This is a genomic window from Microvirga zambiensis WSM3693 (assembly GCF_016735695.1).
Lineage (GTDB): Bacteria > Pseudomonadota > Alphaproteobacteria > Rhizobiales > Beijerinckiaceae > Microvirga > Microvirga zambiensis.
This window is the reverse complement of sequence record NZ_JAERQD010000022.1, coordinates 92,511-114,630: the sequence shown is the minus strand read 5'-3', so window position 1 is coordinate 114,630 and position 22,120 is coordinate 92,511. Positions and strand designations below refer to the sequence as shown.

Sequence of the window (22,120 nt, the reverse complement as noted above, 5' to 3'; positions counted from 1 at the left end):
CCTCGGGGTTGACGGTCTGCTGCCCGCCGCCGCACCAGGAACTATACCCGATCCGGCAGCAGGGAAGTTACAAGGGGAGGGCGGCGCCGGATGAAGTGCAGCGGCGATGTGTGCAGCGGCGAGGGCGGTGCTAGACTGGTGAGATGTCCCGCCCTCACCCCTGCCCCTCTCCCACCCGGGAGAGGGGTGGCCGCCTCACGCCGCGCAGGCCAAAAAGCCTTGCCGGATCGCCTGCGCGTCCAGGTCGCGGCCGATGAAGACCACCTTGGAGGTGTGCTTCTCGCCGGGCTTCCATTCGCCCTGCACGTCGCCGTCGAGAATCATGTGGACGCCCTGGAAGACGAAGCGCTTGGGCTCGTCCGGGAACGCGACGATGCCCTTGCAGCGCAGGATGTTCGGCCCCTCGACCTGGGTCAGGTTCGAGATCCACGGCATGAATTTCTGAGGATCGACCTCGCCGTCGTGATGCACGGAAATCGACTGCATCTCCTCGTCATGATGGTGGTGATGGCCTTCCTCCAGGAAGTCGGGCTCGAGCGCGATGATGCGGTCGAGATCGAAGGCCTTGCGGTCGAGCACCTCGGAGATCGGAATGGCGCAGTTCTGGGTGCGATGGATCTTGGCATAGGGGTTGATGGCGCGGATGCGCGCCTCGACCTCCGCCAGCTCACCCTCCGAGACGAGATCGATCTTGTTGAGGATGATCACGTCGGCGAAGGCGATCTGGTTCTTCGCCTCGGGCGCATCCTTCAGCCGGTCGGAGAGCCACTTGGCATCGGCCACCGTCACCACCGCATCGAGGCGGGCAGTGTCGGAGACGTCCTGGTCCATGAAGAAGGTCTGGGCCACGGGGGCGGGATCGGCGAGGCCGGTGGTCTCGACGATGATGGCGTCGAATTTTCCCTTGCGCTTCATCAGCCCGTCGAGGATGCGGATCAGGTCGCCGCGCACGGTGCAGCAGATGCAGCCGTTGTTCATCTCGAACACTTCCTCGTCGGCGCCGACGACGAGTTCGTTGTCGATGCCGATCTCGCCGAACTCGTTGACGATCACGGCGTATTTCTTGCCGTGCTGCTCGGTGAGGATGCGGTTGAGAAGCGTGGTCTTGCCGGCGCCGAGATAGCCTGTGAGGACGGTGACGGGGATCTTGTCGGTCATCGCGATAATCCGCAACTTTCATCCTCCCCTCGAGGGGGAGGATCGGCCGAACAGGCCGAGGTGGGGTGGAAACACCAAACCGGGTGAGGTCGCGCTGCCACCCCACCCCGGAGCGCTTACGCGCTCCGACCCTCCCCCTCAAGGGGAGGATGGCTTTCAGCTCGACAGGGCCGCGCTGAAAGCCCTTATATTGTGTCTCATCATCTCAATGTAAGTGCCGGCCGGTCCGCCCGGCTCGGAGAGGGCGTCGGAATAGACCCTGGCGCCGATCTTCGCGCCGGTTTCTTTCGCGATCCGCTCCATGAGGCGGGTGTCGGAGACGTTCTCCACGAAGATTGCGGCGATCCTGTCGCGCCTGATCTGCTGGATGATCCGGGCCACGTCCTTGGCCGAGGCCTCGGCTTCCGTGGAGACGCCCTGGGGCGCCACGAAATCGATGCCATAGGCCTCCTCGAAATAGCGGAAGGCGTCGTGGGACGTGATGATCCGGCGGCGCTCGGCCGGGATGCCGCCGACGATGCCCTTGATCTCGGCCTCGACCGCATCGAGTTGATTGAGATAGGCCGCGGCATTCGCCTCGTAAGAAGTCTTGCCCGCCGCATCCGCCGCGATCAGGGCATCGCGGATATTCGCCACGTAGATCTTGGCATTGCCGATGCTCTGCCAGGCGTGGGGATCGGATCCGCCATGGCCGTGATCGTGCCCGTGGCCGCTCTCTTCCTCCTTCAGCAGCTTCACCCCTTTCGCCGCCTCGATCTTCGCGGCCCTGGTGCCTGAGGATTTGATGAGGCGGTCGATCCAGCCCTCGAACTTCAGGCCGTTGGTGAAGACGATTGCCGCTTCCGTCAGGCGTCGCCCGTCTGCCGGCGTCGGCGAATAGACATGGGCGTCGCCGTTCGGGCCGACGAGGGTCGTGACCTCGACGCGCTCGCCGCCCACATTGCGCACGATGTCACCGAGGATCGAGAAGGTGGCGACCACTTTCAACTTTTCGGCGTTCTGCGCGGCGGCGGGAAGCGCCGATGCGGCAAGGGTGAGGCATCCCGCCAGCAGGGAAACGGCAGCTCTTCTCGTCAGCATGGTTCGATCCTTTTGAGAGGTCAGGCTTCCAGATGCTTGCCGGGCCATGCCAGCCACAGCACGCCGCCCTCGCGCCCCAGCAGGAGCGAGAGCACATAGGCTGCCCCGGCGGAGAGGATGATCGCCGGTCCCGCGGGCAGTTCCGCATGGAAGGAGAGCAGCAGGCCGCATAGGCCCGAGGCGATGCCGATGACGACGGACAGCATCATCATCACGGTGATGTCATTGCTCCAGAATCGTGACGCTGCTGCCGGCAGCATCATCATGCCCACCGCCAGCAGGGTGCCGAGCGCATGGAAGCCGCCGACGAGGTTCATGACGACGAGGCCGACGAAGATCAGATGCGTCGGCGTTCCGGCGCGGCTGACGGAACGCAGGAAGACCGGATCCACGCATTCGAGCACCAGCGGGCGGTAGAGCGCTGCGAGCGCGAGCACGGTGATGGTGGAGATGGAGGCGATGAGCAGCAGCGTGTTGTCGTCGAGCGCCAGCACCGTGCCGAAGAGCACGTGCAGCAGATCCACGTTCGAGCCGCGCAGCGACACGATGGTGACGCCGAGCGCCAGGGAGAGCAGGTAGAAGGCCGCGAGCGATGCATCCTCCTTCAGCGCGGTGAAGCGCGAGACGAGGCCGGCGGCGACCGCGACCACGACGCCGGCGAACAAACCGCCGATGGTCATGGCCGGAAGCGAGAGGCCGGCGACGAGATAACCGACCGCCGCACCGGGCAGGATCGCGTGTGCCATGGCGTCGCCGGTCAGGCTCATGCGGCGCAGCATCAGGAACACGCCGACGGGGCCGCCGCCGAGCGCGATGGCGATCACGCCCACGAGAGCGCGCTGCATGAACTCGAATTCGGCAAATGGCGTATAGAACAGGTCGAGCATGAACAGGCGTCCCTATGCGACCTTGCGATGGCATATATCCGCATGCGGATCGTATGCCTCGACCATGCGCCGGGCCTTCAGCAGGTTCTCAGGCTGCAGCACCGTTTCCGTCTCGCCCCAGGCCACCGGCTCCCGGGCGATCAGGAGGGTTTGCGGGAAGGTGCGCCTGACCATGTCGAGATCGTGCAGGACGGCGACCACCGTGCGGGATTCGTCGTGCCAGCGGCGGACGAGATCGAGCAGGTCGGCGGTGGTCTTGGCGTCGATGGCGGTGAAGGGCTCGTCGAGCAGGATCACCGGAGCGTCCTGCAGGAGCAGGCGCGCGAAGAGCGCCCGCTGCATCTGGCCGCCGGACAGGGTCGAGATCGGGCGCCGCTCGAAGCCGAGCAGGCCCACGGCCGCCAGCGCCTGCTCGATCCGCGTGCGGTCGTGCCGGGAAATACCGCCGAAGAGACCGGAGCGCGACCACAGGCCCATCGCGACGAGGTCGTAGACCGAGAGCGGGAACGAGCGGTCGATCTCGGCGGCCTGCGGCAGATAGGCGATGCCGCAGGCACCGTCGAGGCGGATCCGGCCCTCGAGGGGCGTCAGGGTGCCGACGATGCCCTTGAGCAGGGTCGACTTGCCGGCCCCGTTCGGCCCGACCACGGCCATCAGGCTCCCCGACGGGATCTCGCCGTCGAGGTGGTGGACGGCCGGCCTGCGGTCATAGCCTAACGTGACCTCGTCGAAGCGGATGGCGGTCGAGATGGGTTTCATGGGCTACCTCATCACCGCGAAGACCAGCAGCCACAGGCCGGAGAGGACGATGGCGGCACCGATCAGACGCTGCCCGACCGACAGGCGCAGCAGCGAGAAGGTCGGAGCCGCGGCGATCGCCCGATGCTCATGGGCGTGCGTGTGGTCGTGAGTGTGATGGTGGTGGCCATGCGACATGGCCTTCTACATAGACCGGATCGGACGTGATTTCCAGGGGCGTATAGTATTTTATACGCCCCTATCAAACCTATGGTTTGCAAGATCAATCCCGGAATTGGCCGCGAGCGATTACAGGCCTTTCCCTCCCCCTTGCGGGGAGGGGTAGGGGTGGGGGTGGTTCGACCGGGCGAGCGGTCAGGTAAGAATGGCGCTGTATCGACTTCATGCTTCCATGACGAGGCGCAGCGTTTTGACTTTTCGACCCCCACCCTCGATCCCTCCCCGCAAGGGGGAGGGAGGCACGGGCCATGCTCGTCTCGGCCAGTCACTCAAAACGGAGGGTGGTATTGGTAGAGCCAGGTCTCGCTCAGGACCTCGTTCTCGTTGCGCAGGTAGCAGCGCATCTCCACCGGGTCGGTGCCTGTGACCGACAGGTCGAACTGAGTGCGCCAGTGGCCGGGCACGTTGTTGGGCACCGCCTCGGTGAGGATGTTCGAGAACTCGCCGCGGGAGGCGGTGAGCACGGGCTTCGGAAACACGCCGCTCGGAAGCTTGGTGAGGGGCGCTCCGAGGAACTCGATCATGAACTTGCGCACGCCCTTCGGACGGGCGGTGCCGGCCTGGCCGCCATTGCCGAGGCGGGTGGCCACCACGCGGGCGAGGGGTGTCGGATAGGGCTCTTCCGCCGACCAGTGCATGCGGTAGCGGAATTCCAGCGCCTGTCCGGCGCGCACCGGATCGGCCGGAACCCACATGGCGACGATGTTGTCGTGGATCTCGTCGTCGGTGGGGATCTCGACGAGCTGGATCGCGCCCCGGCCCCAGTTGCCCTGCGGCTCGATCCACAGCGACGGTCGGCGGTCGTAATAGACGCCGTCGAGATAATGGTCGAAGTTCCGGTCGCGCTGGAGCAGGCCGAAACCCTTGGGGTTCTCGTCGGTGAAGGCCGAGGTGATGATGCGCGGCGGATTGTTGAGGGGGCGCCAGATGCGCTCGCCGCTGCCGGTCCACAGCGCCAGCCCGTCCGAGTCGTGGATCTCCGGACGCCAGTCGATGGCGGTGGTCTTCGCCTTTTCCGAATACCAGTACATGGAGGTGAGCGGCGCGATGCCGAGACGGCTCACGTCCTGGCGCATGAAGACGTTGCTGTCGATGTCCATGACGATGGCGGCCGCCCGCTGCATGACGAAGCGGTAGGCGCCGGCGACGCTGGGGCCGTCGAGGAGCGCGTAGATCGTGACCGTGTCCGAACCCGCCTGAGGGGTCTCGAAATAGACGTGGGTGAAGTCGGGGAATTCCTCGTTCTTGCCGAAGACGGCCACGTCCACGGCGAGCCCGCGGGCGGACAGGCCGTATTGGAAGAGCTCGCCGATGGCGCGGAAATAGGAGGCGCCGAGGAAGGCGACCCAGTCGTTCTTCTTCCAGTCGAGCTTGCCGTTGCGGGCTTCCTGGAAGCGGAAGCCGGCAAAGCCGGAATTGGCCGGCAGGCCATGGGCCGGGGAATCCGCCGGCATGTCGAAATAATCGGGATCGTAGACGATCTCGCGTGCCTGGCCATTCTCGATCACATGCATGCGCACCGGCTTCTGAAAGAAGCGGCCGAGATGGAAGAACGTGACCGGGAACTCGCTCGGGCCGTTTGCCCAGAGCGCGAGGTCGGTCTTGAACCGGATCTTGCCGTGCGCGTCGTAGTCGATCCGCTGCAGGATTTCCGGAGAGGGGCTCGGCGGCGCCACGTAAGGCATGCGCGACATATCTTGCGCACGCCGCTTCAGTTCCTCGAAGGAGAAGGGGGCGGGGGCTGCCATCTTCAGGCCCTGCTGCGCCAGGGCCTGGCCGGCAAAGCCTTGCGCGGCAAGGGCGGCGGTGGCGGTTGCGGTTTGGAGGAAGCGGCGGCGATTGATCATGGATGAGCGCATGTGATTTCCGGGAGGGACGCACCCCTACCGACCAAGGTGGCAGGATTAAGTCCCTCTTAGCCTCTTGAGAAATTGCCGTCAGCGGTCAATGTAGGCCCACACACAGGTGTAGGAATAACTGCGCCGTAAAATAGGGAGTACGCCATGTATCGAAAAGTCATGCGCCGCGCGATCGGCGCCGCGGCCGCCGTTGTGCTTGCGGGGGCAAGCGTGCCGGCCCAGGCCCAGGACTTCATCAACGTCCTGACCGGCGGCACCTCGGGCGTCTATTATCCGCTCGGCGTCGCGCTTTCCAAGGTCTTCACCGACAAGGTGCAGGGCTCTCGCCCCTCCGTTCAGGCCACCAAGGCCTCGGTCGAAAACCTCACCCTCCTACAGCAGGGCAAGGGCGAGATCGGCTTCACCCTCGGCGACAGCCTCGCCATGGGCTGGGCGGGCGATGAGGAAGCCGGCTTCAAGGGTAAACTCGACAAGCTGCGCGGCATCACCGCGATCTATCCCAACTACATCCAGGTTGTCGCGACCCAGGAATCCGGCATCAAGTCGCTGGCGGACCTGAAGGGCAAGCGCCTCTCCGTCGGCGCGCCGAAATCCGGCACCGAGCTCAATGCCCGGGCGATTCTCCAGGGCGCGGGTCTGTCCTACAAGGATCTCGGCAAGGTCGAGTATCTGCCCTTCGGTGAATCCGTCGAACTGATGAAGAACCGCCAGCTCGATGCTACCCTGCAATCGGCAGGCCTCGGCGTCTCCTCGATCCGCGATCTCGCCACGTCCGTGCCGATCGTCGTGGTGGAGATCCCCGCCAGCGTCGTGGACAAGGTCGGATCCCCCTACGTGAAGGTTTCGATCCCGGCCAACACCTATCAGGGTCAGACCGCTCCCGTGCAGACGGCGGCCGTCGTGAACTACCTCGTGACGCATTCCGGCATGAAGGACGAGGCCGTCTACCAGATGACCAAGGCGATCTACGACAGCCTCCCGGATCTCGCGGCAGCGCATGCCGCCGCCAAGGACATCAAACTCGAAAGCGCGCTCTCCGGCATGCCCGTCCCGATGCATCCGGGCGCGCAGCGCTATTTCGACGAGAAGGGCGTGAAGAAGCAGGGTTCCTAAACCCTTCGGCCGATTTACATGCCAGCCGGGGCAGGTGAACTGCTCCGGCTTTTTCATGAGAACGGGTAATGACTTAAGTTTGAGCTCTGATGGGGGCCGGCACACTGTCATTCCGGGGCCGCGTAGCGGAACCCGGAACCCATAGCCGCCACTCTTGCCGAAAGCGGCGCAACGCCGCTCATCTCTATCGTGAGCCGTCGTGGCTATGGGTTCCGGGCTCGCCTGCGGCGCCCCGGAATGACGGTGCGGGGCCAAACTTAAGTCGCTACCTGAGAACGAAGACCGATGATCAAGGAGACGCTGCGCCATGAGCCAGGGTGTGAACAAGTCCGAACTCGCCCAAATGGAGGCGCCGGCTGAAACCGTGAATCCGGAGCACGGGCTGCCGGAAAGCTTCGGCGAGGGTTTCCTCGGCCGGCTCCTGTTCTGGATCGCGGTCTCTTTCTCGACCTTCCAGATCATCACCTCCTTCGGCATTCCCCTCGATCAGCCCTTCATCGCGTCCTTGAGCCTCACGCATCTCTGGGCCGTCACCATGGTGGCCTGGGCGGCCTGGATGATCGGGCTTGCCTTGCGCCGCCGCAGCGTTGTCGATGGTGTCCTGGCCTGGCTCGCCGTTGCCGGCGCCTTCGGGCTCGTCCTCTGGTTCGGCGGCAGCATGCCGAGCCAGGTCACGCGCACCATCCATGTGGGCTTCCTGTGCCTCGTCGCGGGAGCGATGATCGCCAACCACCGCTCCGGCTCGTCGTCCCTTCGAGTTGTCGGCTGGATCGTCGGCGTAGCCAGCTTTCTGGTCGGGCTGTACCATTGGGCGCTCTACGAGGAGCTGATCGTTCGCGCGGGCGAACTCACCACGCTCGATCTCGTCGTCGGCATCGCCGGGCTCGCGATCCTGATCTATCTCATCTGGCGCGTCATGGGGCCGGCGCTTCCCATCGTGGCTGGCCTGTTCCTGTCCTATTGCCTGTTCGGGCACCTCCTGCCCGCGCCCCTCGATCATCGCGGCTATTCGCTGGAGCAGGTGGTCGAGCACATGTCCTTCGGAACGGAGGGCATCTACGGCACGCCGACGCTGGTGTCCGCCACCTACATCTTCCTGTTCATCCTGTTCGGCGCCTTCATGGAGAAGGCCGGCGTCATCGATTTCTTCAACGATATCTCGATGGCGGTGTTCGGCGACAAGCAGGGCGGGCCCGGCAAGGTCTGCGTGGCCTCCTCCGCGCTCATGGGCACCGTTTCCGGTTCCGGCGTCGCCAATGTGGTGGCCTCGGGCCAGTTCACGATCCCGCTGATGAAGCGCTTCGGCTTCACCTCCGCCTTCGCCGGCGGCGTCGAGGCGACATCCTCCATGGGCGGCCAGATCATGCCGCCGGTCATGGGAGCGGTGGCCTTCATCATGGCCGAGACCATCGACGTGCCGTACTCGAAGATCGTCGAGGCGGCGATCATTCCGGCCATTCTCTATTTCGCGGCCTGCTATCTCGCGGTGCATCTCGACGCCGGCAAGCGCAACCTGCGCGGCCTGCCGAAAGCCGAACTGCCGAACGCCTGGACCGAGATGCGGAAGAAGTGGTTCCTCCTCGCGCCGCTCTGCGTGCTCGTCTACCTGCTCTTCACCGGCTACACGCCGCTCTTCGCCGGTGCGGTGGGTCTCTCGCTCACCGTGGCGCTGATTCTCGGCACGGCCATCGTCGCGGGTTTCGCCACGCCTGCTCTGCGCATCGCGTTCTGGATCGGGCTTGCCCTGCTCTCGGCCTATTCGCTGGCCTCGACCGTGACCCTCGTCGTGCTCGTCGTCGCCGCTCTGTCTCTGTGGAACGCCTTCTCCGGCCGCGGACGCACGACGTTGCAGGCCTGCGTCGAGGCCATGGCGGACGGCGCGCGCCAGGCGCTGCCGGTGGGCCTCGCCTGCGCGGTGGTCGGCATCGTGATCGGCACCATGACGCTCACGGGGCTCGGCACCATCGTCGGCACGTGGATGATCTCCATCGGCAAGGAGAACATCTTTGCCGCCCTCGTGCTCACCATGATCTTCAGCCTGATCCTCGGCATGGGCATTCCGACGATCCCGAACTACATCATCACCTCGTCGCTCGCAGCCCCCATCCTGCTGCAGCTCGACGTGCCGCTCATCGTCTCGCACATGTTCGTGTTCTACTTCGGCATCATGGCGGATCTGACCCCGCCGGTGGCGCTCGCCGCCTTTGCGGCAGCCCCCATGGCGAAGGAATCGGGCCTGAAGATCGGCATGCAGGCGGTGCGGATCGCGCTGCCGGGCTTCGTCATCCCCTACATGGCTGTCTATGACCCGACCCTGATGCTGCAGCCGGTTCCGGGTCTCGAAGGCGTGAGCTACTGGCTTGCGGTGGCCTACATCGTCATGAAGGCGACGCTCGCCATGACGCTCTGGGGAACCGCCGCCATCGGCTATTTCCTGAAGCCCCTGTCCTGGTGGGAGCGCCTCTGGGCGACGGTGGCGGCGGCCCTTCTCGTCGCGGCGATTCCGCTCACCGATGAGGTCGGCTTCGTGCTCTCGGCCCTCTTCGTCGGGTACCACGTCTGGCAGACGCGCCGGATCGCCACGCCCGCCGTCAGCCGATGATCTGCCTGCTCGCCGGCTCCACGGTCGCGCCCCTGATGGCGGGCGCGATCACGCTCGCCTGGACCCATTCGGTCGAGAAGATCGTCTGGGAGGAGGATTGGCGCTCGACGCCCGCCGGGCTCGAACTCGTCGAGGCGCGGGTGCGCGGCTCCGGGGCCGGCATGGAGCCGCCGCCTGAGGCCAAGTTCGCGCATGGGGTCTGGTCGTGGAAGCCGAACCTGCCGCCGCAGGCGCAGGTGACGATGCGCCGCTCAGGCGCGACGGCGGATTGGCGGATCTGCATCGCAGGCCTATGCCGCCCGATGGAAGCCTATGTGCCGCCTGAGGCCGATCCCGTCGTGATGAAGGCGTGCGAGGGCTCTTAAGCCCGTCCGGTCAGCGGCTCGACGGCGATGCAGCGGCGCCAGAGATGGACCAGGATATAGATGGCGAAGAGGCTGAACAGGACCATCAGCGCGTAGCCGACGTAATCCCCGAGCTCGAACAGGCCCGCGATGGCCCAGCCGGCGGCGATGGCCACGCCGAAGACTTCCGCGCCCACCAGGATCATGATGCTCATGATGGTGATCACGTTGCGCCAGTTGGTGCTTTTCGCCTGAGCCAAGGTTGCCTCACTTCTTTCCGTGGAGATGGGACTACCCTAAACGCCCCCCTCGGTGCAAGGTCTCCCCGAATCTCATTCTGTCGCGCCCCACATTCAAGGCCCATGCCCGAGACCCCCGTCTTCTCGACCGCCGCCGTTGCGGCCCCTCACATCCTGGCAGCCGAGACCGGGCAGATGATCCTGGCCGCCGGCGGCAATGCGGTCGAGGCCATGGTGGCGATGGCGGCAACCATTGCGGTGGTCTACCCGCACATGAACGGCATCGGCGGGGACGGGTTCTGGCTCGTCCGGGAGCCCCGAGGCCGCATCCACGCCCTCGATGCCTCGGGGCCCGCGGGCTCTCTCGCCACCATCCGCCGCTATCGCGACAAGGATTACGACTCCATTCCGCCGCGCGGGCCGGATGCTGCGCTGACCGTCGCCGGGGCGGTGAGCGGCTGGGGGCTGGCGCTGGAGCTCGCCCGGGCGCTCGGCGGACAGATGCCCCTCGACCTCCTGCTCGGTGATGCCGTCCGCTTCGCCCGCGAGGGCTATGCGATCGGTGCGGCGGAGGGGCGCAATGCGCCGTTGGAGCAGGAAGCCCTGTTTTCCGCCCCCGGCTTTGCCGAGGCCTTCCTCGTCGAGGACAAGCTCCCGGAGGCCGGCACGCAGCGAAAGAACCCCAAGCTCGCCGATGCCCTGGCCCAGCTCGCCCATGCGGGTCTGGCGGATTTCTACCGTGGCGATGTGGGCCGCGAGATCGCCGCCGATCTGGAGCGCATCGGCGCTCCGATCACCCGCAAGGACCTGGAAACCTATCGTGCCCGTGTTGTGCAGCCTCTCTCGGTCAGGCTGAGACATTCGACGGTCTACAACCTGCCGCCGCCGAGCCAGGGGCTCGCCTCGCTCCTGATCCTTGGGATGTTCGAGCGTTTGAACGTGACGCGCGGCGAGACCCCGGAGCATCACCATGGCCTGATCGAGGCGGTAAAGCGCGCCTTCGCCATCCGCGACCGGGTGGTGACCGATCCCCGAGAACTCACCCTCAATCCGGCCGACTTCCTCACTCCCGCCGCGCTGGAGCGGGAGGCGTCCATGATCGAGAGCCGCCGCGCCGCGCCCTATCCGCCACGATCCGCGGAGGGCGATACGGTCTGGCTGGGCTGCATCGACAAGGACGGGCTCGCGGTATCCTACATCCAGTCCGTCTTCTGGGCCTTCGGCTCCGGTTGCGTGCTGCCGGCGACCGGCATCCATTGGCACAACCGGGGCTTGGGCTTCTCGCTCGATCCCAAAAGCTTCAGAGCCCTGGAGCCGGGACGGAAGCCGTTTCATCTGCTCAATCCGGGCCTTGCCGTCTTCAATGACGGGCGCGTGCTGTCCTACGGCACCATGGGGGGCGACGGGCAGCCGCAGACCCTGGGTCAGATCTTCACCCGCTATGCCGATTTCGGCATGAGCCTCGCCGACGCGGTCGATGCGCCGCGCTGGCGCTTCGACAAATCCTGGGGCGCGTCCTCTGCGACCTTGAAGGTGGAGGATCGCTTCGATCCGAGCCTGCTGCGAGCGCTTTCGAGCCTGGGTCACCCGGTGCAGGAGCTGGGCAAGCCCTATGCCGATGCCATGGGCCATGCGGGCATGCTCGTGAAGCATCCGCGCAACGGACGCGTCGAGGCTGTGCACGATCCGCGCTCGGATGGCGGATCGCTGGGACTTTAGGAGCGAAGTTCGATACAGGGTGGCGCAGGGAGTTTTTGCATGCCCGAAACCGCAAGTCTCGTCGCCTTCGCCCTGATCGCTCTCGGAATGGTGCTGACGCCCGGACCGAACATGATCTACCTCGTATCGCGCTCGATCTCGCAGGGGCGCGTCGCCGGCCTGATCTCGCTCGCGGGCGTGGCTCTCGGCTTCGTCGTCTACATGCTCTGCGCGGCCTTCGGCATCACGGCGCTCGTGCTCGCCGTGCCCTATGCCTATGATGCGTTGCGCTTCGGCGGGGCTGCCTATCTGCTCTATCTCGCCTGGCAGGCGGTGAGGCCGGGCGGACGCTCGCCCTTTCAGGTCAAGGGCCTTCCCAAGGACAGCCCGCGCAAGCTGTTCATGATGGGGCTTCTTACGAACCTGCTGAACCCGAAGATCGCCGTGATGTATCTGTCGCTCCTGCCTCAGTTCATCGATCCTGAGCAGGGCAGCGTGCTGATGCAGTCCGTCGTTCTCGGCTTCACCCAGATCGTCATCAGCGTCAGCGTGAATTCCGTCATCGCCGTCATGGCGGGGTCGATCGCGGTCTTCCTGATGACCCGCCCCCGCTGGATGGTGATGCAGCGCTGGCTCATGGGCACCGTGCTGGGCGGCCTTGCCGTGCGGATGGCGTTCGAATCGCGGCGATAGCGGGTTCTATCCGGCCATCCAGAGGCCGTAGAGAAGGCTTGCTCCGAGCATCAGAACGAAGGCGGCTGCCAGAAGCTCGATCCCTGCGATGGCAATGGCGCCCGAGGCGCCGCGTCCGCCCGCCACCCTCAAAGCCATGGCCTTGAAGAACACCGCGAGCGCCGCAATCGCGCTGGTGGTCAGTGCCGTGCCGAGCGCCATGGCGAAGGTCGCGGCAATGCCGGCCGCAAAGACGCCCTGCGACAGGGCGAAGACCAGGACGATGAGGGCGCCCGCGCAGGGCCGGATGCCGGCGGCGATCGCGACGCCCGCCATGTCGCGCAGGCGCGTCATGCGGCTGAGCTCTTCCGGCGGCGGCATGTGGACATGATCGCAATCCTCCTGGACCGCCGCATGGGGATTTCGCGCGAGCGCCATGACGCCCAAAAGCTTGCCCGCCTTGCGCCAGGTGATGACGGCGCCGAGCAGCGCTACGGCGACGAAGCTCGCCAGTTCCACATTCATGGCGAGCTTGTTCATGGTGGAGGCGGTAGACCGCAGCGCGATGTTGACGAGGGAGACGAGGGCGATGGCGACGAGAGCCTGCACCAGGGCAGCCGCGAGGCTCAAGGCGAAACCTTTGCGCAGGGCCCTTTCGTCTGCCACGAGATAGGCCGAGATCACGCCCTTGCCGTGTCCGGGGCCCGCGGCATGGAAGATTCCGTAGGCGAAGCCGACGAGGAGCAGCGACCAGAGAGCCGAGCCGTTCTCCTTCATCGCGCGCACGCCCGCCTGCAGGCTGCCGTAGAAGCCGGACTGCACCGACAGGATCCAGACACCGAGGCTGCCCGAAGGCGACGCCTCGCGCAGGCCCATGCCGAAGGGGCTGCGCGGCGGCGGCTTGCTCAGCGGTCCGAGCCACAGGCCGATCAGCCCCGTCGCAAGCGCAATCACGGCGATGGCCGCCAGCATGACGGCGAGCCGTCGCCACAGCGAGGCCTGTCCGGCACCTGGAAGTGCAGCGGTATCGGATATCAGGGACATGCGATGATGGCCCTGTTCGAATATTCGATGCCGATGTCCTGGGTCTGGATGGCGCCCTCGTTCTGCAGGATCTGCTGCATGGAGGCATCGAGCGGCTTGGCCTTGGCGATGCTGGTGACGCAGCCCTGAGGAGCACCGGCGAGCGAAACGGCCGCCTGGCCCTCCGAGAGGCTGAAATAGACGAAGAAGGTCGGATCCTCGATCTCGATGGAGACGGCACCCGAGGAGGAGGCCGGTACTTTCAGCGGCAGGAAGAACGACATGGAAACTTGAGTCTTCTCCATGCTCATCCGGGCCTCGCGCGGCGAATCGAACGCTTGCGGCTTGCCGCGGGCTTTGAGCACCGTGAAATAGTCGAACTCGTTTAAGGAAGCGGCATTCTCGGTGGCGAGATCCTGGAGCTCTTCCGGGGAGAGCTTGCCGTCGTTGTTGGTGTCGAGGCCTTGCGTCACATAGGCCGTATAGGCCTCGTCGAAGGTCCAGTGGTGGCGAACGCCCGTCACTTTCCCGTCGGGCGCGAAGACGATTTCCGCCCTGGCTGTCACCCAGACATGGGGATGGGCCAAAGCTGGCGAGGCCAAGGCCAGACACAGGGCCGCCAGGACAGATTTCAGACCGAGATGGCGTATCATGCGTTGACCCTGGAAAAGCGATGCTTCCGGCGGAGGCCGGGCCATGGAGCGATATGGGGGTTTCATGGTTAACAGAGGCGAAACGAAGGCGTGAAGGGCTGCTCGATTGACGGGCGCCGGAAGATATGTCAGCAATACTGACATATTTCGCGACAAGAAGACCGGATCACCGGCGATGGACAAAAGCTCCAGGAGGATAACGGGTCATGGCCGACGGTCAGGTGGCACTCCGTAACGTTACGCTCGACGACAAATACGATATCTCCAAGGATCACGTTTTCATCACCGGCACCCAGGCGGTCATCCGCATGCTGCTGATGCAGCGCGAGCGGGACCGGCTGGCGGGCCTCAGCACGGCTGGCTTCGTCTCCGGCTATCGCGGATCCCCCATCGGCGGCCTCGACCAGAATCTCTGGCGCGCGCGGAAATGGCTGGAATCCTCCAACATCGTCTTCCAGCCCGGTCTCAACGAGGAGCTCGCCGCCACCGCCATCTGGGGCTCGCAGCAGGCGGAAGTGCGCGGCGACGGCAAGTATGACGGCGTTTTCGGCCTCTGGTACGGCAAGGGTCCCGGCGTCGACCGCTCCGGCGACGTGTTTCGACACGCCAACATGGCCGGCTCCTCGACGCATGGCGGCGTGCTGGCGCTGATGGGCGACGACCATACGGCGGAATCCTCCACCGTTGCGCACCAGTCCGAGTTCCACTTCGTCGACGTGATGATCCCGATCCTGAATCCGGCGGGCGTGCAGGAGATTCTCGATTACGGCCTCTACGGCTATGCCATGAGCCGCTTCTGCGGCACCTGGGTCGCCTTCAAATGCGTGAAGGACAACATCGAATCGACCGCCTCCGTCGATGCTTCGCTCGACCGGGTGAAGATCGTCATCCCCGACGATTTCACCATGCCGCCGGGCGGGCTCAACATCCGCAACCGCGATGGCGTGCTCGACCAGGAGGCGCGGCTGCAGGACTTCAAGCGCGACGCGATGCTGTCCTTCGTTCGCGCCAACAACCTCAACCGCATCGTCCTCTCCGGCGGGCGCAATCCGAAGATCGGCATCATCACCGTCGGCAAATCCTATCTCGACGTTCGCCAGGCCCTCGACGAGCTCGGCCTCGATGAGGTCAAGGCGAACGACATGGGGCTTCGCCTCTACAAGGTCGCCTGCCCCTGGCCGCTCTCGCAACGCGAGCTCGTCGATTTCGCGCGCGGCCTCGACAAGGTCATCGTCGTCGAGGAGAAGCGCTCCCTCATCGAAGTGCAGCTGCGCGAGGAACTCTACGGCACCGCCAATCAGCCGCTCTGCATCGGCAAGAAGGACGAGGAGGGCCGCTGGCTCTTCCCGGTGAAGGGTGCGCTCGACCCCAACGACATCGCCATCGTCATCGGCGAGCGGCTGCTCGCTTATCACAACAACGACGATCTGCGCGGCCGCGTGGCGCGGCTGCGCCATGCGCAGGACGTGCTTGTCACCACCCGCGACGTGGCCACCCGCACGCCGCATTTCTGCTCCGGCTGCCCGCACAATTCCTCGACCAAGGTGCCGGAGGGCATGCGTGCCTATGCGGGCATCGGCTGCCATTACATGGTGCAGTGGATGGACCGCTCGACCGAGGGCTTCACGCAGATGGGCGGCGAGGGCGCGAACTGGATCGGCGAGGCGCCGTTCTCGAAGCGCGGCCACGTGTTCCAGAATCTCGGCGACGGCACCTACAACCATTCCGGCGTGTTGGCCCTGCGCTGGTCGATCCACACCAAGACCAACGTCACGTATAAGATCCTGTTCAACGACGCGGTCGCCATGACCGGCGGGCAGCCGCATGAGGGCAAGCTCACCGTCGACATGATCGCGCGCCAGGTGCGCGAGGAGGGCGTCGAGCGCATCGCGCTGGTCACCGACGAGCCGCACAAATATCCCAAGGAGATGCGCTGGCCGTCGGGCATGACGATCCATCATCGCTCGGAGCTCGATTCCGTGCAGCGCCTTCTCGCCGAGATCCCCGGCGTCACGGTGATGATCTACGACCAGACCTGCGCCTCGGAAAAGCGTCGCCGCCGCAAGCGCGGCGAGTTCCCGGATCCGGACAAGCGCGTCATCATCAACGACCTCGTCTGCGAGGCCTGCGGCGATTGCTCGGTGCAATCGAACTGCGTCGCCGTGCAGCCGGTGGAGACCGAGTTCGGCCGCAAGCGCCAGATCGACCAGTCGAACTGCAACAAGGATTTTTCCTGCGTCAGCGGCTTCTGCCCGTCCTTTGTCACCGTGCACGGCGCCAAGATCAGGAAAGCTGTCCCTGAGACCGCCTCGACGGAAGGCATGACGTTCAAGCCGCTGCCCGATCCCATCGTCCCTGCCATCGACCGTACCTTCAATGTGATCGTGACCGGCGTCGGCGGCACGGGCGTCGTGACCATCGGCGCGATCCTCGGCATGGCGGCCCATCTCGAAGGCAAGGGGCTGGGCATGATCGACATGGCCGGCCTCGCCCAGAAGGGTGGGGCGGTCTACAGCCATGTGCGGCTCGCCAACAACCAGGACGACATCCACGCCATCCGCGTGAGCGCGGAATCGGCGCATCTCGTGCTCGGTTGCGATCTCGTTGTGACCGGCACGAAGAAGGTGCTCGCCTCCGTGAAGGAAGGGCAGACCGCGCTCGTGGTGAACACAGCGGAGGTGATGCCGGGCGAGTTCACCCGCAACGCCGATTTCTCGCTGCCGACCGAGCGCCTCAAGCGGGCCATCGCATCGGCGGCGGGCGCGGAAGGCGTCTCCTTCGTCGACGCGACGGCGGTTGCCACCGCGCTTCTCGGCAATGCGATCGCCGCCAACATGTTCATGCTCGGCTATGCCTACCAGACCGGCCGCGTGCCGCTTTCCGGCGCTGCCATCGAGAAGGCGATCGCGCTCAACGGCGAGGCGGTGAAGATGAATCTCGCCGCCTTCACCTGGGGCCGCCGCGCGGCTGCGGAGCCCGAGTTGATTGCATCGATGATGAGCGAACTGAAGGCGCCGACGGAATCGCGCAAGATTTCCGAGACCCTCGACGAGGCGGTCGAGCGGCGCGCGGCTTTTCTGTCGGAGTACCAGAGCCGGCGCTATGCCCGGCACTATCGCAGCATCGTCGAGCGCGTGCGCGCGGCGGAGGAGAAAGCTGTGCAAGGCTCGACCGCGCTTACCGACGCGGTGGCGCGCTCGCTGTTCAAGCTCATGGCCTACAAGGACGAGTACGAGGTGGCGCGGCTCTATACGAACGGCCATTTCGAGAAACAGGTGGCCTCGGCCTTCGAGGGCGAGAACCTGCGTTACGAATTCCACATGGCGCCGCCGGTCCTCGCCAGGAAGGATCCGGTTACCGGCCTGCCGCAGAAGATGAGCTTCGGGCCGTGGATGCTGAAAGCCATGGGCGCTCTGGCGAGGTTCAAGCGGCTTCGCGGCACGCCGCTCGATGTCTTCGGCTACAGCCACGAGCGCCGCACCGAACGCCAGCTCGTCCGCGACTTCGAAGGGCTGATCGAGGAGATCGTGACGAGGCTCGATGCCGGCAATCACGCTGTGGCGGTTGGTCTTGCCAGCATCCCGCAGAAGATCCGCGGCTACGGCCACGTGAAGGAGCGCAACCTTAAAAGCGCGAAGGCGGAGGAGGCGGATCTCCTCGCCAAGTTCCGCGCCGGGCCGCAGCCGATGGCGATCGCGGCGGAGTAAGTGAAACGCGTCATCCCGGACGAGCGAAGCGAGATCCGGGATCGCAAGACTAAAGTTTAGCGCGGGTGTTCCCTCCCCCCTTGTGGGGGAGGGTAGGGAGGGGGGTGCTGGCGCCGAACCCTCATAGGCTATCGCTCACACCCCCCCTCTCCAACTCTCCCCCACAAGGGGGGAGAGGGCCTGTTGCGCTCTGTCCTGAAGCCGATCCCGGATCGGCTCACGCCGTCCGGGATGACCGCTTCTGTTACTTCTGCGCCTGAATCGCCTCGACGAAGCTCTTCGCGACCTTCGGCACATTCGCCTCGTTGAGACCCGCGACGCACATGCGGCCGGAACCCACGAGATAGACGCCGTCGCGCTCGCGCATGGCGTCGACCTGCTCTGCGCTCAATCCCGTGTAGCTGAACATGCCGCGCTGGGTCGTGAGGAAATCCACGTCGATCTCGTTCGACAGGGCGCGGATCGCGTCGGCGAGACGCTTGCGCATCGCGTCCATGCGGTCGCGCATGATGCCGACCTCGCGGGCCCACTCGGCGCGCAGGCTGTCGTCGCCGAGAACGGTTGCGACCAGAAGGCCACCGGTCATCGGCGGGCTCGAATAGCTGCGGCGGACCGCAAGCTTCAACTGTCCCAGCACGCGCTCGGCCTCGTCCGCATTCCGGCAGACGATGCTCAAGCCGCCGCAGCGCTCGCCGTAGAGCGAAAAGTTTTTCGAGAAGGAATTGGCGACGACGCAGCTCGCCCGCTCCGCATAGCGGCGCACGAAGGCCGCGTCGGCATCGAGATCGGTGCCGAAGCCCTGATAGGCCATGTCGAACACCACGATGTGGCCCTTGGCGACGAGCACGTCGGTGATGGCCGCCTGCTGGCGCTCGTCGAGATCGACGCCGGTCGGGTTGTGGCAGACCGGCTGCAGCACCACGATGGAGCCGTTCTCGGCCGCTTCGAGCGCCTTGACCATGCCGTCGAAATCGACCGAGCGATTGACGCGGTCCCAATAGGGATAGGTCGCGGTCTTGAAGCCCGCGCGCTGGAACAGGCCGTGATGGTTCTCCCAGGTCGGATCGCTGACGAGAACGGTTCGCCCGGGGCAATGCTTGGCGAGGAAGTCGGCCGCGATGCCCACCGCTCCGGTGCCGCCGAGCGTCTGAATCGTCGCGATGCGCTTCTCGGTGCGGGCCGGATGCCTGTCGCCGAAGACGAGCTTCTGCACGCCCTCGCGGTAGAGCGCATGCCCCTCCATGGGCAGATAGGGCCGCTCCGCGAAGCCGGTCCGCTCATAGGCGGCCTTAACCGCGCCGAGCACGGGAATCCGGCCGTTCTCGTCGGTGTAGACGCCGATGCTGAGATTGACCTTCTCCGTGCGCGGGTCGGCCTTGAAGCTGTCGTTGAGGGAGAGGATCGGGTCGCCGGCAAAGGCCTCGACCTGTCCGAACAGGGATTCCGTCATGTTGATCTCCAAGGCCGTCGGCCGCATCGATTACGTGCCGGCAGACCTAGACCCGGAGGCGGCCGCTTCGCAAGGTTCTTCAGCGATCCAGCCGCCAATCCACCGGCTCCAGCCCCTTCTCCGAGAGCCAGGCATTCGTCCGGCTGAAGGGCTTCGTGCCGCGGAAGTCATTGAGGCGGTTGAGCGGGGAGGGGTGACCGGCCTCGATCACGAGATGCTTCGCCCGGTCGATGAGCAAAGCCCGCTTGCGGGCCGGGCCGCCCCAGAGCAGGAAGACGACGGCGGGCCGCTCGGCCGAGATCGCGGCGATGGCCTGATCGACCAGGGCAGACCAGCCGAATTTCATATGCGCGCCCGATCGCCTGGCTTCGACCGTCAGCGCCGTGTTCAAGAGGAGCACGCCCTGCCTGGCCCATTTCGACAGGTCGCCGGATTTCGGCATCGGGACGTCCAGGTCATCCGCCATCTCGGCAAGGATCGTGCGCAGGGAGGCCGGCAGCCGCGCGCCGCGATAGGAGAAAGCGAGCCCGTGGGCATCGCCAGGCGTCGGGTAGGGGTCCTGTCCGAGAACGACCACCTTGACCTCCTCCAGCGGGGTGAGACCGAGGCTGGCGAACACCGCTTCCGGTGGCGGCAGCACCTCGGTGCCCGAGGCGACGACCGCGTCGACCTTCGCCGCGACATTGTCGGCGCTGCCGTCCTGGAAAAAGGGCAGGCCGAGCCAGCCCTTGGCCTGGGGGGCGGAGCGGAACCTGGCAAGCGCCTGGCTGATGGGGCCGGTCATGGAACAGCATGCCTTTCGGTCATTCGGGTACGATCGGTGCGCCGGCTAAGGGATTTCGCGACGGCCGGTGAAAAAGGCGTCAGGAATGCCGCGATTCCGGGCGTGGAATCCGTCGACAGAGTGTTACTTCTGTGACACGTTGCCGGTCTAGGTTCCATGGCCTTCAACCACGGATCCAACCTTCTACGAGGACCTTCATGATGTTTCAGAGCCGCCCTTCCGCTGCGTTACGCGCCGGGTTCCTTGGATTGTCCATGCTGCTGTCGGGCACGGCCCTGGCGCAGGAGGCCGTCACGATCCGTTTCGTCCAGACCAACGACATCGACCGCATGAGCCCCGAGAAGGGCCGCGGCGGCTTCGCCAAGCTCGCCACCGTCATCAAGGAGGAGAAGGCGAAGGGCAATGCCTTCTTCATCCATGCCGGCGACACGATCTCGCCCTCGCTCCTGTCGGGCTTCGACAAGGGCGCCCACGTCATCGACATCCTGAACCGCATGGGCGTCGACGCCATGGCGCCGGGCAACCACGAGTTCGATCTCGGCGACGCAGCCTTCCGCGCCCGCATGGCGGAGGCCAAGTTCGATGTGCTGGCCACCAACATCGTCGATGGCGCCGGCCTGCCGGCCAACACCAAGCCCGACAAGACGATCGACGTGCAGGGCGTGAAGGTCGCCTTCTTCGGCCTCACCACGGAGGACACTCCGATCGCGTCGAGCCCGGGCACCATCAAGTTCTCCTCCACCATCGACACGGCGCGCGCCAAGGCCAAGGAGCTGCGCGAGAAGGGCGCCGACCTCGTCGTCGCCATCGCCCACACGCCGCTCGAAGTCGACATGATCATCGCCCGCTCCGCCGGGGTGGACCTGATCATCGGCGGCCATGACGAGCACCTGCTCGCCTTCTATGACGGCAAGGTCGCGCTGACGGAGTCGGAATCTCAGGCCAATTACGTGGTGATCACGGAACTGGCCGTCACCAAGGCGGTGAAGGACGGCAAGGCCACGGTCACCTGGTCGCCGAATTTCCGCATCGTCGACAGCGCCACCGTGAAGCCCGATCCGGATATCGAGGCGGTGGTGAAGGGCTATGAGGACAAGCTCTCCAAGGAGCTCGACGTCGAGATCGGCGTGACCGAGACGGCGCTCGACAGCCGCCGCGCCACCGTGCGCGGAGGCGAAGCGGCCATGGGCAACCTGATCGCCGATGCGCTGAAATCGGCCGTCGGCGCCGATGTGGCTCTCACCAACGGCGGCGGCATCCGCGCCGACAAGCAGTATCAGGCCGGCCAGAAGCTGACCCGCCGCGACATCCTCTCGGAAATGCCCTTCGGCAACACCACCGTGCTGATCGAGGTGAAGGGCTCGCAGATCAAGGACGCGCTCGAGAACGGCGTCAGCCAGATCCGCGAACTCGGCGGCCGCTTCCCGCAGGTCTCCGGCATCGTGGCCGAGGTCGAGGTGAAGGAGCCGGTCGGCAGCCGCGTGAAGTCGGTCATGATCAACGGCCAGCCGCTCGATCCGGCGAAGACCTACAAGCTTGCGACCAACGATTTCGTGTCCCGCGGCGGTGACGGCTATCGCTCGTTCATCGGTGCCAAGTCGCTCATCGACGTCGCGGCGAGCCAGCTCATGGCGAGCCAGGTGATCGAGTACGTCTCCAAGGCCGGAAAGGTCGCGCCCAAGGTCGAGGGTCGCGTCGTCCTTCGCTGAGCGGACGCGCCTTTTTCACGTCTTTGCGCCGGAACCTGCGAGGGCTCCGGCGTTTTTCATGGTAGATCGGACCGATGGAGATGCAATTTCCCTCTCCATCAACGGCCGTTGCTGTGCCATTCTTGGCGGTATCCGGCGAATCTGCATTTCAATACGGCCATATT

18 protein-coding genes are annotated in these 22,120 nt (G+C 65.4%); 7 read left to right on the top strand and 11 right to left on the bottom strand.

Annotation, left to right across the window (positions count from 1 at the left end; translation table 11 throughout):
* Positions 1-195: 195 nt before the first annotated feature.
* From JKL46_RS17920 to JKL46_RS17895, 6 genes are all read right to left on the bottom strand, one after another.
* Positions 196-1,158 (bottom strand): CobW family GTP-binding protein, encoded by a 963-nt coding sequence (locus JKL46_RS17920; protein ID WP_201835389.1) that lies wholly within the window; start codon positions 1,156-1,158, stop codon positions 196-198.
* A 156-nt stretch (positions 1,159-1,314) separates the two neighbouring features.
* Complete coding sequence (locus tag JKL46_RS17915; protein ID WP_201835386.1) at positions 1,315-2,238, bottom strand: metal ABC transporter substrate-binding protein; 924 nt, start codon at positions 2,236-2,238, stop codon at positions 1,315-1,317.
* Positions 2,239-2,258: 20 nt separating this feature from the next.
* Positions 2,259-3,125 carry a metal ABC transporter permease gene (locus tag JKL46_RS17910; protein WP_201835385.1) on the bottom strand — a complete coding sequence of 289 codons (867 nt, stop codon included), beginning with the start codon at positions 3,123-3,125 and terminating at the stop codon, positions 2,259-2,261.
* 12 nt (positions 3,126-3,137) lie between these two features.
* The gene (gene aztA, locus JKL46_RS17905) at positions 3,138-3,884 is read right to left on the bottom strand and encodes a zinc ABC transporter ATP-binding protein AztA (RefSeq protein WP_201835384.1); all 747 of its coding nucleotides are present in this window, start codon (positions 3,882-3,884) and stop codon (positions 3,138-3,140) included.
* Between the two features lie 3 nt (positions 3,885-3,887).
* The gene (locus tag JKL46_RS17900) at positions 3,888-4,061 is read right to left on the bottom strand and encodes a hypothetical protein (RefSeq protein WP_246529371.1); all 174 of its coding nucleotides are present in this window, start codon (positions 4,059-4,061) and stop codon (positions 3,888-3,890) included.
* 311 nt (positions 4,062-4,372) lie between these two features.
* On the bottom strand, positions 4,373-5,950 hold the full coding sequence (locus JKL46_RS17895) for an OpgD/OpgG family glucan biosynthesis protein (protein WP_201835408.1): 1,578 nt from the start codon (positions 5,948-5,950) through the stop codon (positions 4,373-4,375).
* Positions 5,951-6,121: 171 nt separating this feature from the next.
* Between JKL46_RS17895 and JKL46_RS17890 the strand changes: the two genes are divergently transcribed.
* From JKL46_RS17890 to JKL46_RS17880, 3 genes are all read left to right on the top strand, one after another.
* Positions 6,122-7,075 (top strand): TAXI family TRAP transporter solute-binding subunit, encoded by a 954-nt coding sequence (locus tag JKL46_RS17890; protein WP_201835406.1) that lies wholly within the window; start codon positions 6,122-6,124, stop codon positions 7,073-7,075.
* Positions 7,076-7,382: 307 nt separating this feature from the next.
* A complete protein-coding gene (locus JKL46_RS17885; RefSeq protein ID WP_201835383.1) occupies positions 7,383-9,677 on the top strand; it encodes a TRAP transporter permease in 2,295 nt (764 codons plus the stop codon).
* On the top strand, positions 9,674-10,042 hold the full coding sequence (locus tag JKL46_RS17880; RefSeq protein ID WP_201835382.1) for a DUF1850 domain-containing protein: 369 nt from the start codon (positions 9,674-9,676) through the stop codon (positions 10,040-10,042). Before JKL46_RS17885 ends, JKL46_RS17880 begins: the two co-directional genes overlap by 4 nt.
* Here JKL46_RS17880 and JKL46_RS17875 read toward each other — a convergent pair.
* Entirely contained in the window at positions 10,039-10,236 is a 198-nt protein-coding gene (locus JKL46_RS17875; protein WP_201835404.1) for a hypothetical protein, read from the bottom strand. The genes JKL46_RS17880 and JKL46_RS17875 overlap by 4 nt on opposite strands.
* A gap of 147 nt (positions 10,237-10,383) precedes the next feature.
* On the opposite strand from JKL46_RS17875, the gene JKL46_RS17870 reads away from it, so the two are divergent.
* Positions 10,384-11,979 (top strand): gamma-glutamyltransferase family protein, encoded by a 1,596-nt coding sequence (locus JKL46_RS17870; protein ID WP_201835381.1) that lies wholly within the window; start codon positions 10,384-10,386, stop codon positions 11,977-11,979.
* A gap of 39 nt (positions 11,980-12,018) precedes the next feature.
* On the top strand, positions 12,019-12,651 hold the full coding sequence (locus JKL46_RS17865) for a LysE family translocator (RefSeq protein WP_201835379.1): 633 nt from the start codon (positions 12,019-12,021) through the stop codon (positions 12,649-12,651).
* Between the two features lie 6 nt (positions 12,652-12,657).
* Here JKL46_RS17865 and JKL46_RS17860 read toward each other — a convergent pair whose 3' ends face one another.
* Together JKL46_RS17860 and JKL46_RS17855 are read right to left on the bottom strand one after the other, a co-directional pair.
* Positions 12,658-13,674 (bottom strand): nickel/cobalt transporter, encoded by a 1,017-nt coding sequence (locus JKL46_RS17860; protein WP_201835377.1) that lies wholly within the window; start codon positions 13,672-13,674, stop codon positions 12,658-12,660.
* Complete coding sequence (locus JKL46_RS17855) at positions 13,665-14,306, bottom strand: DUF1007 family protein (protein WP_201835375.1); 642 nt, start codon at positions 14,304-14,306, stop codon at positions 13,665-13,667. The genes JKL46_RS17860 and JKL46_RS17855 overlap by 10 nt, the downstream gene beginning before the upstream one ends.
* A 206-nt stretch (positions 14,307-14,512) precedes the next feature.
* Between JKL46_RS17855 and JKL46_RS17850 the strand changes: the two genes are divergently transcribed.
* Positions 14,513-18,013, top strand: coding sequence for an indolepyruvate ferredoxin oxidoreductase family protein (locus JKL46_RS17850; RefSeq protein ID WP_201835372.1), 3,501 nt, complete (start codon positions 14,513-14,515; stop codon positions 18,011-18,013).
* Positions 18,014-18,257: 244 nt separating this feature from the next.
* Here JKL46_RS17850 and JKL46_RS17845 read toward each other — a convergent pair whose 3' ends face one another.
* Both JKL46_RS17845 and ung read right to left on the bottom strand, forming a co-directional pair.
* Entirely contained in the window at positions 18,258-19,463 is a 1,206-nt protein-coding gene (locus JKL46_RS17845; RefSeq protein ID WP_246529370.1) for an amino acid aminotransferase, read from the bottom strand.
* 79 nt (positions 19,464-19,542) lie between these two features.
* Entirely contained in the window at positions 19,543-20,247 is a 705-nt protein-coding gene (ung, locus tag JKL46_RS17840) for a uracil-DNA glycosylase (protein WP_201835370.1), read from the bottom strand.
* Between the two features lie 197 nt (positions 20,248-20,444).
* Here ung and JKL46_RS17835 point away from each other — a divergent pair, with 197 nt between their 5' ends.
* The gene (locus JKL46_RS17835) at positions 20,445-21,956 is read left to right on the top strand and encodes a bifunctional metallophosphatase/5'-nucleotidase (RefSeq protein ID WP_246529369.1); all 1,512 of its coding nucleotides are present in this window, start codon (positions 20,445-20,447) and stop codon (positions 21,954-21,956) included.
* Positions 21,957-22,120 lie beyond the last annotated feature (164 nt).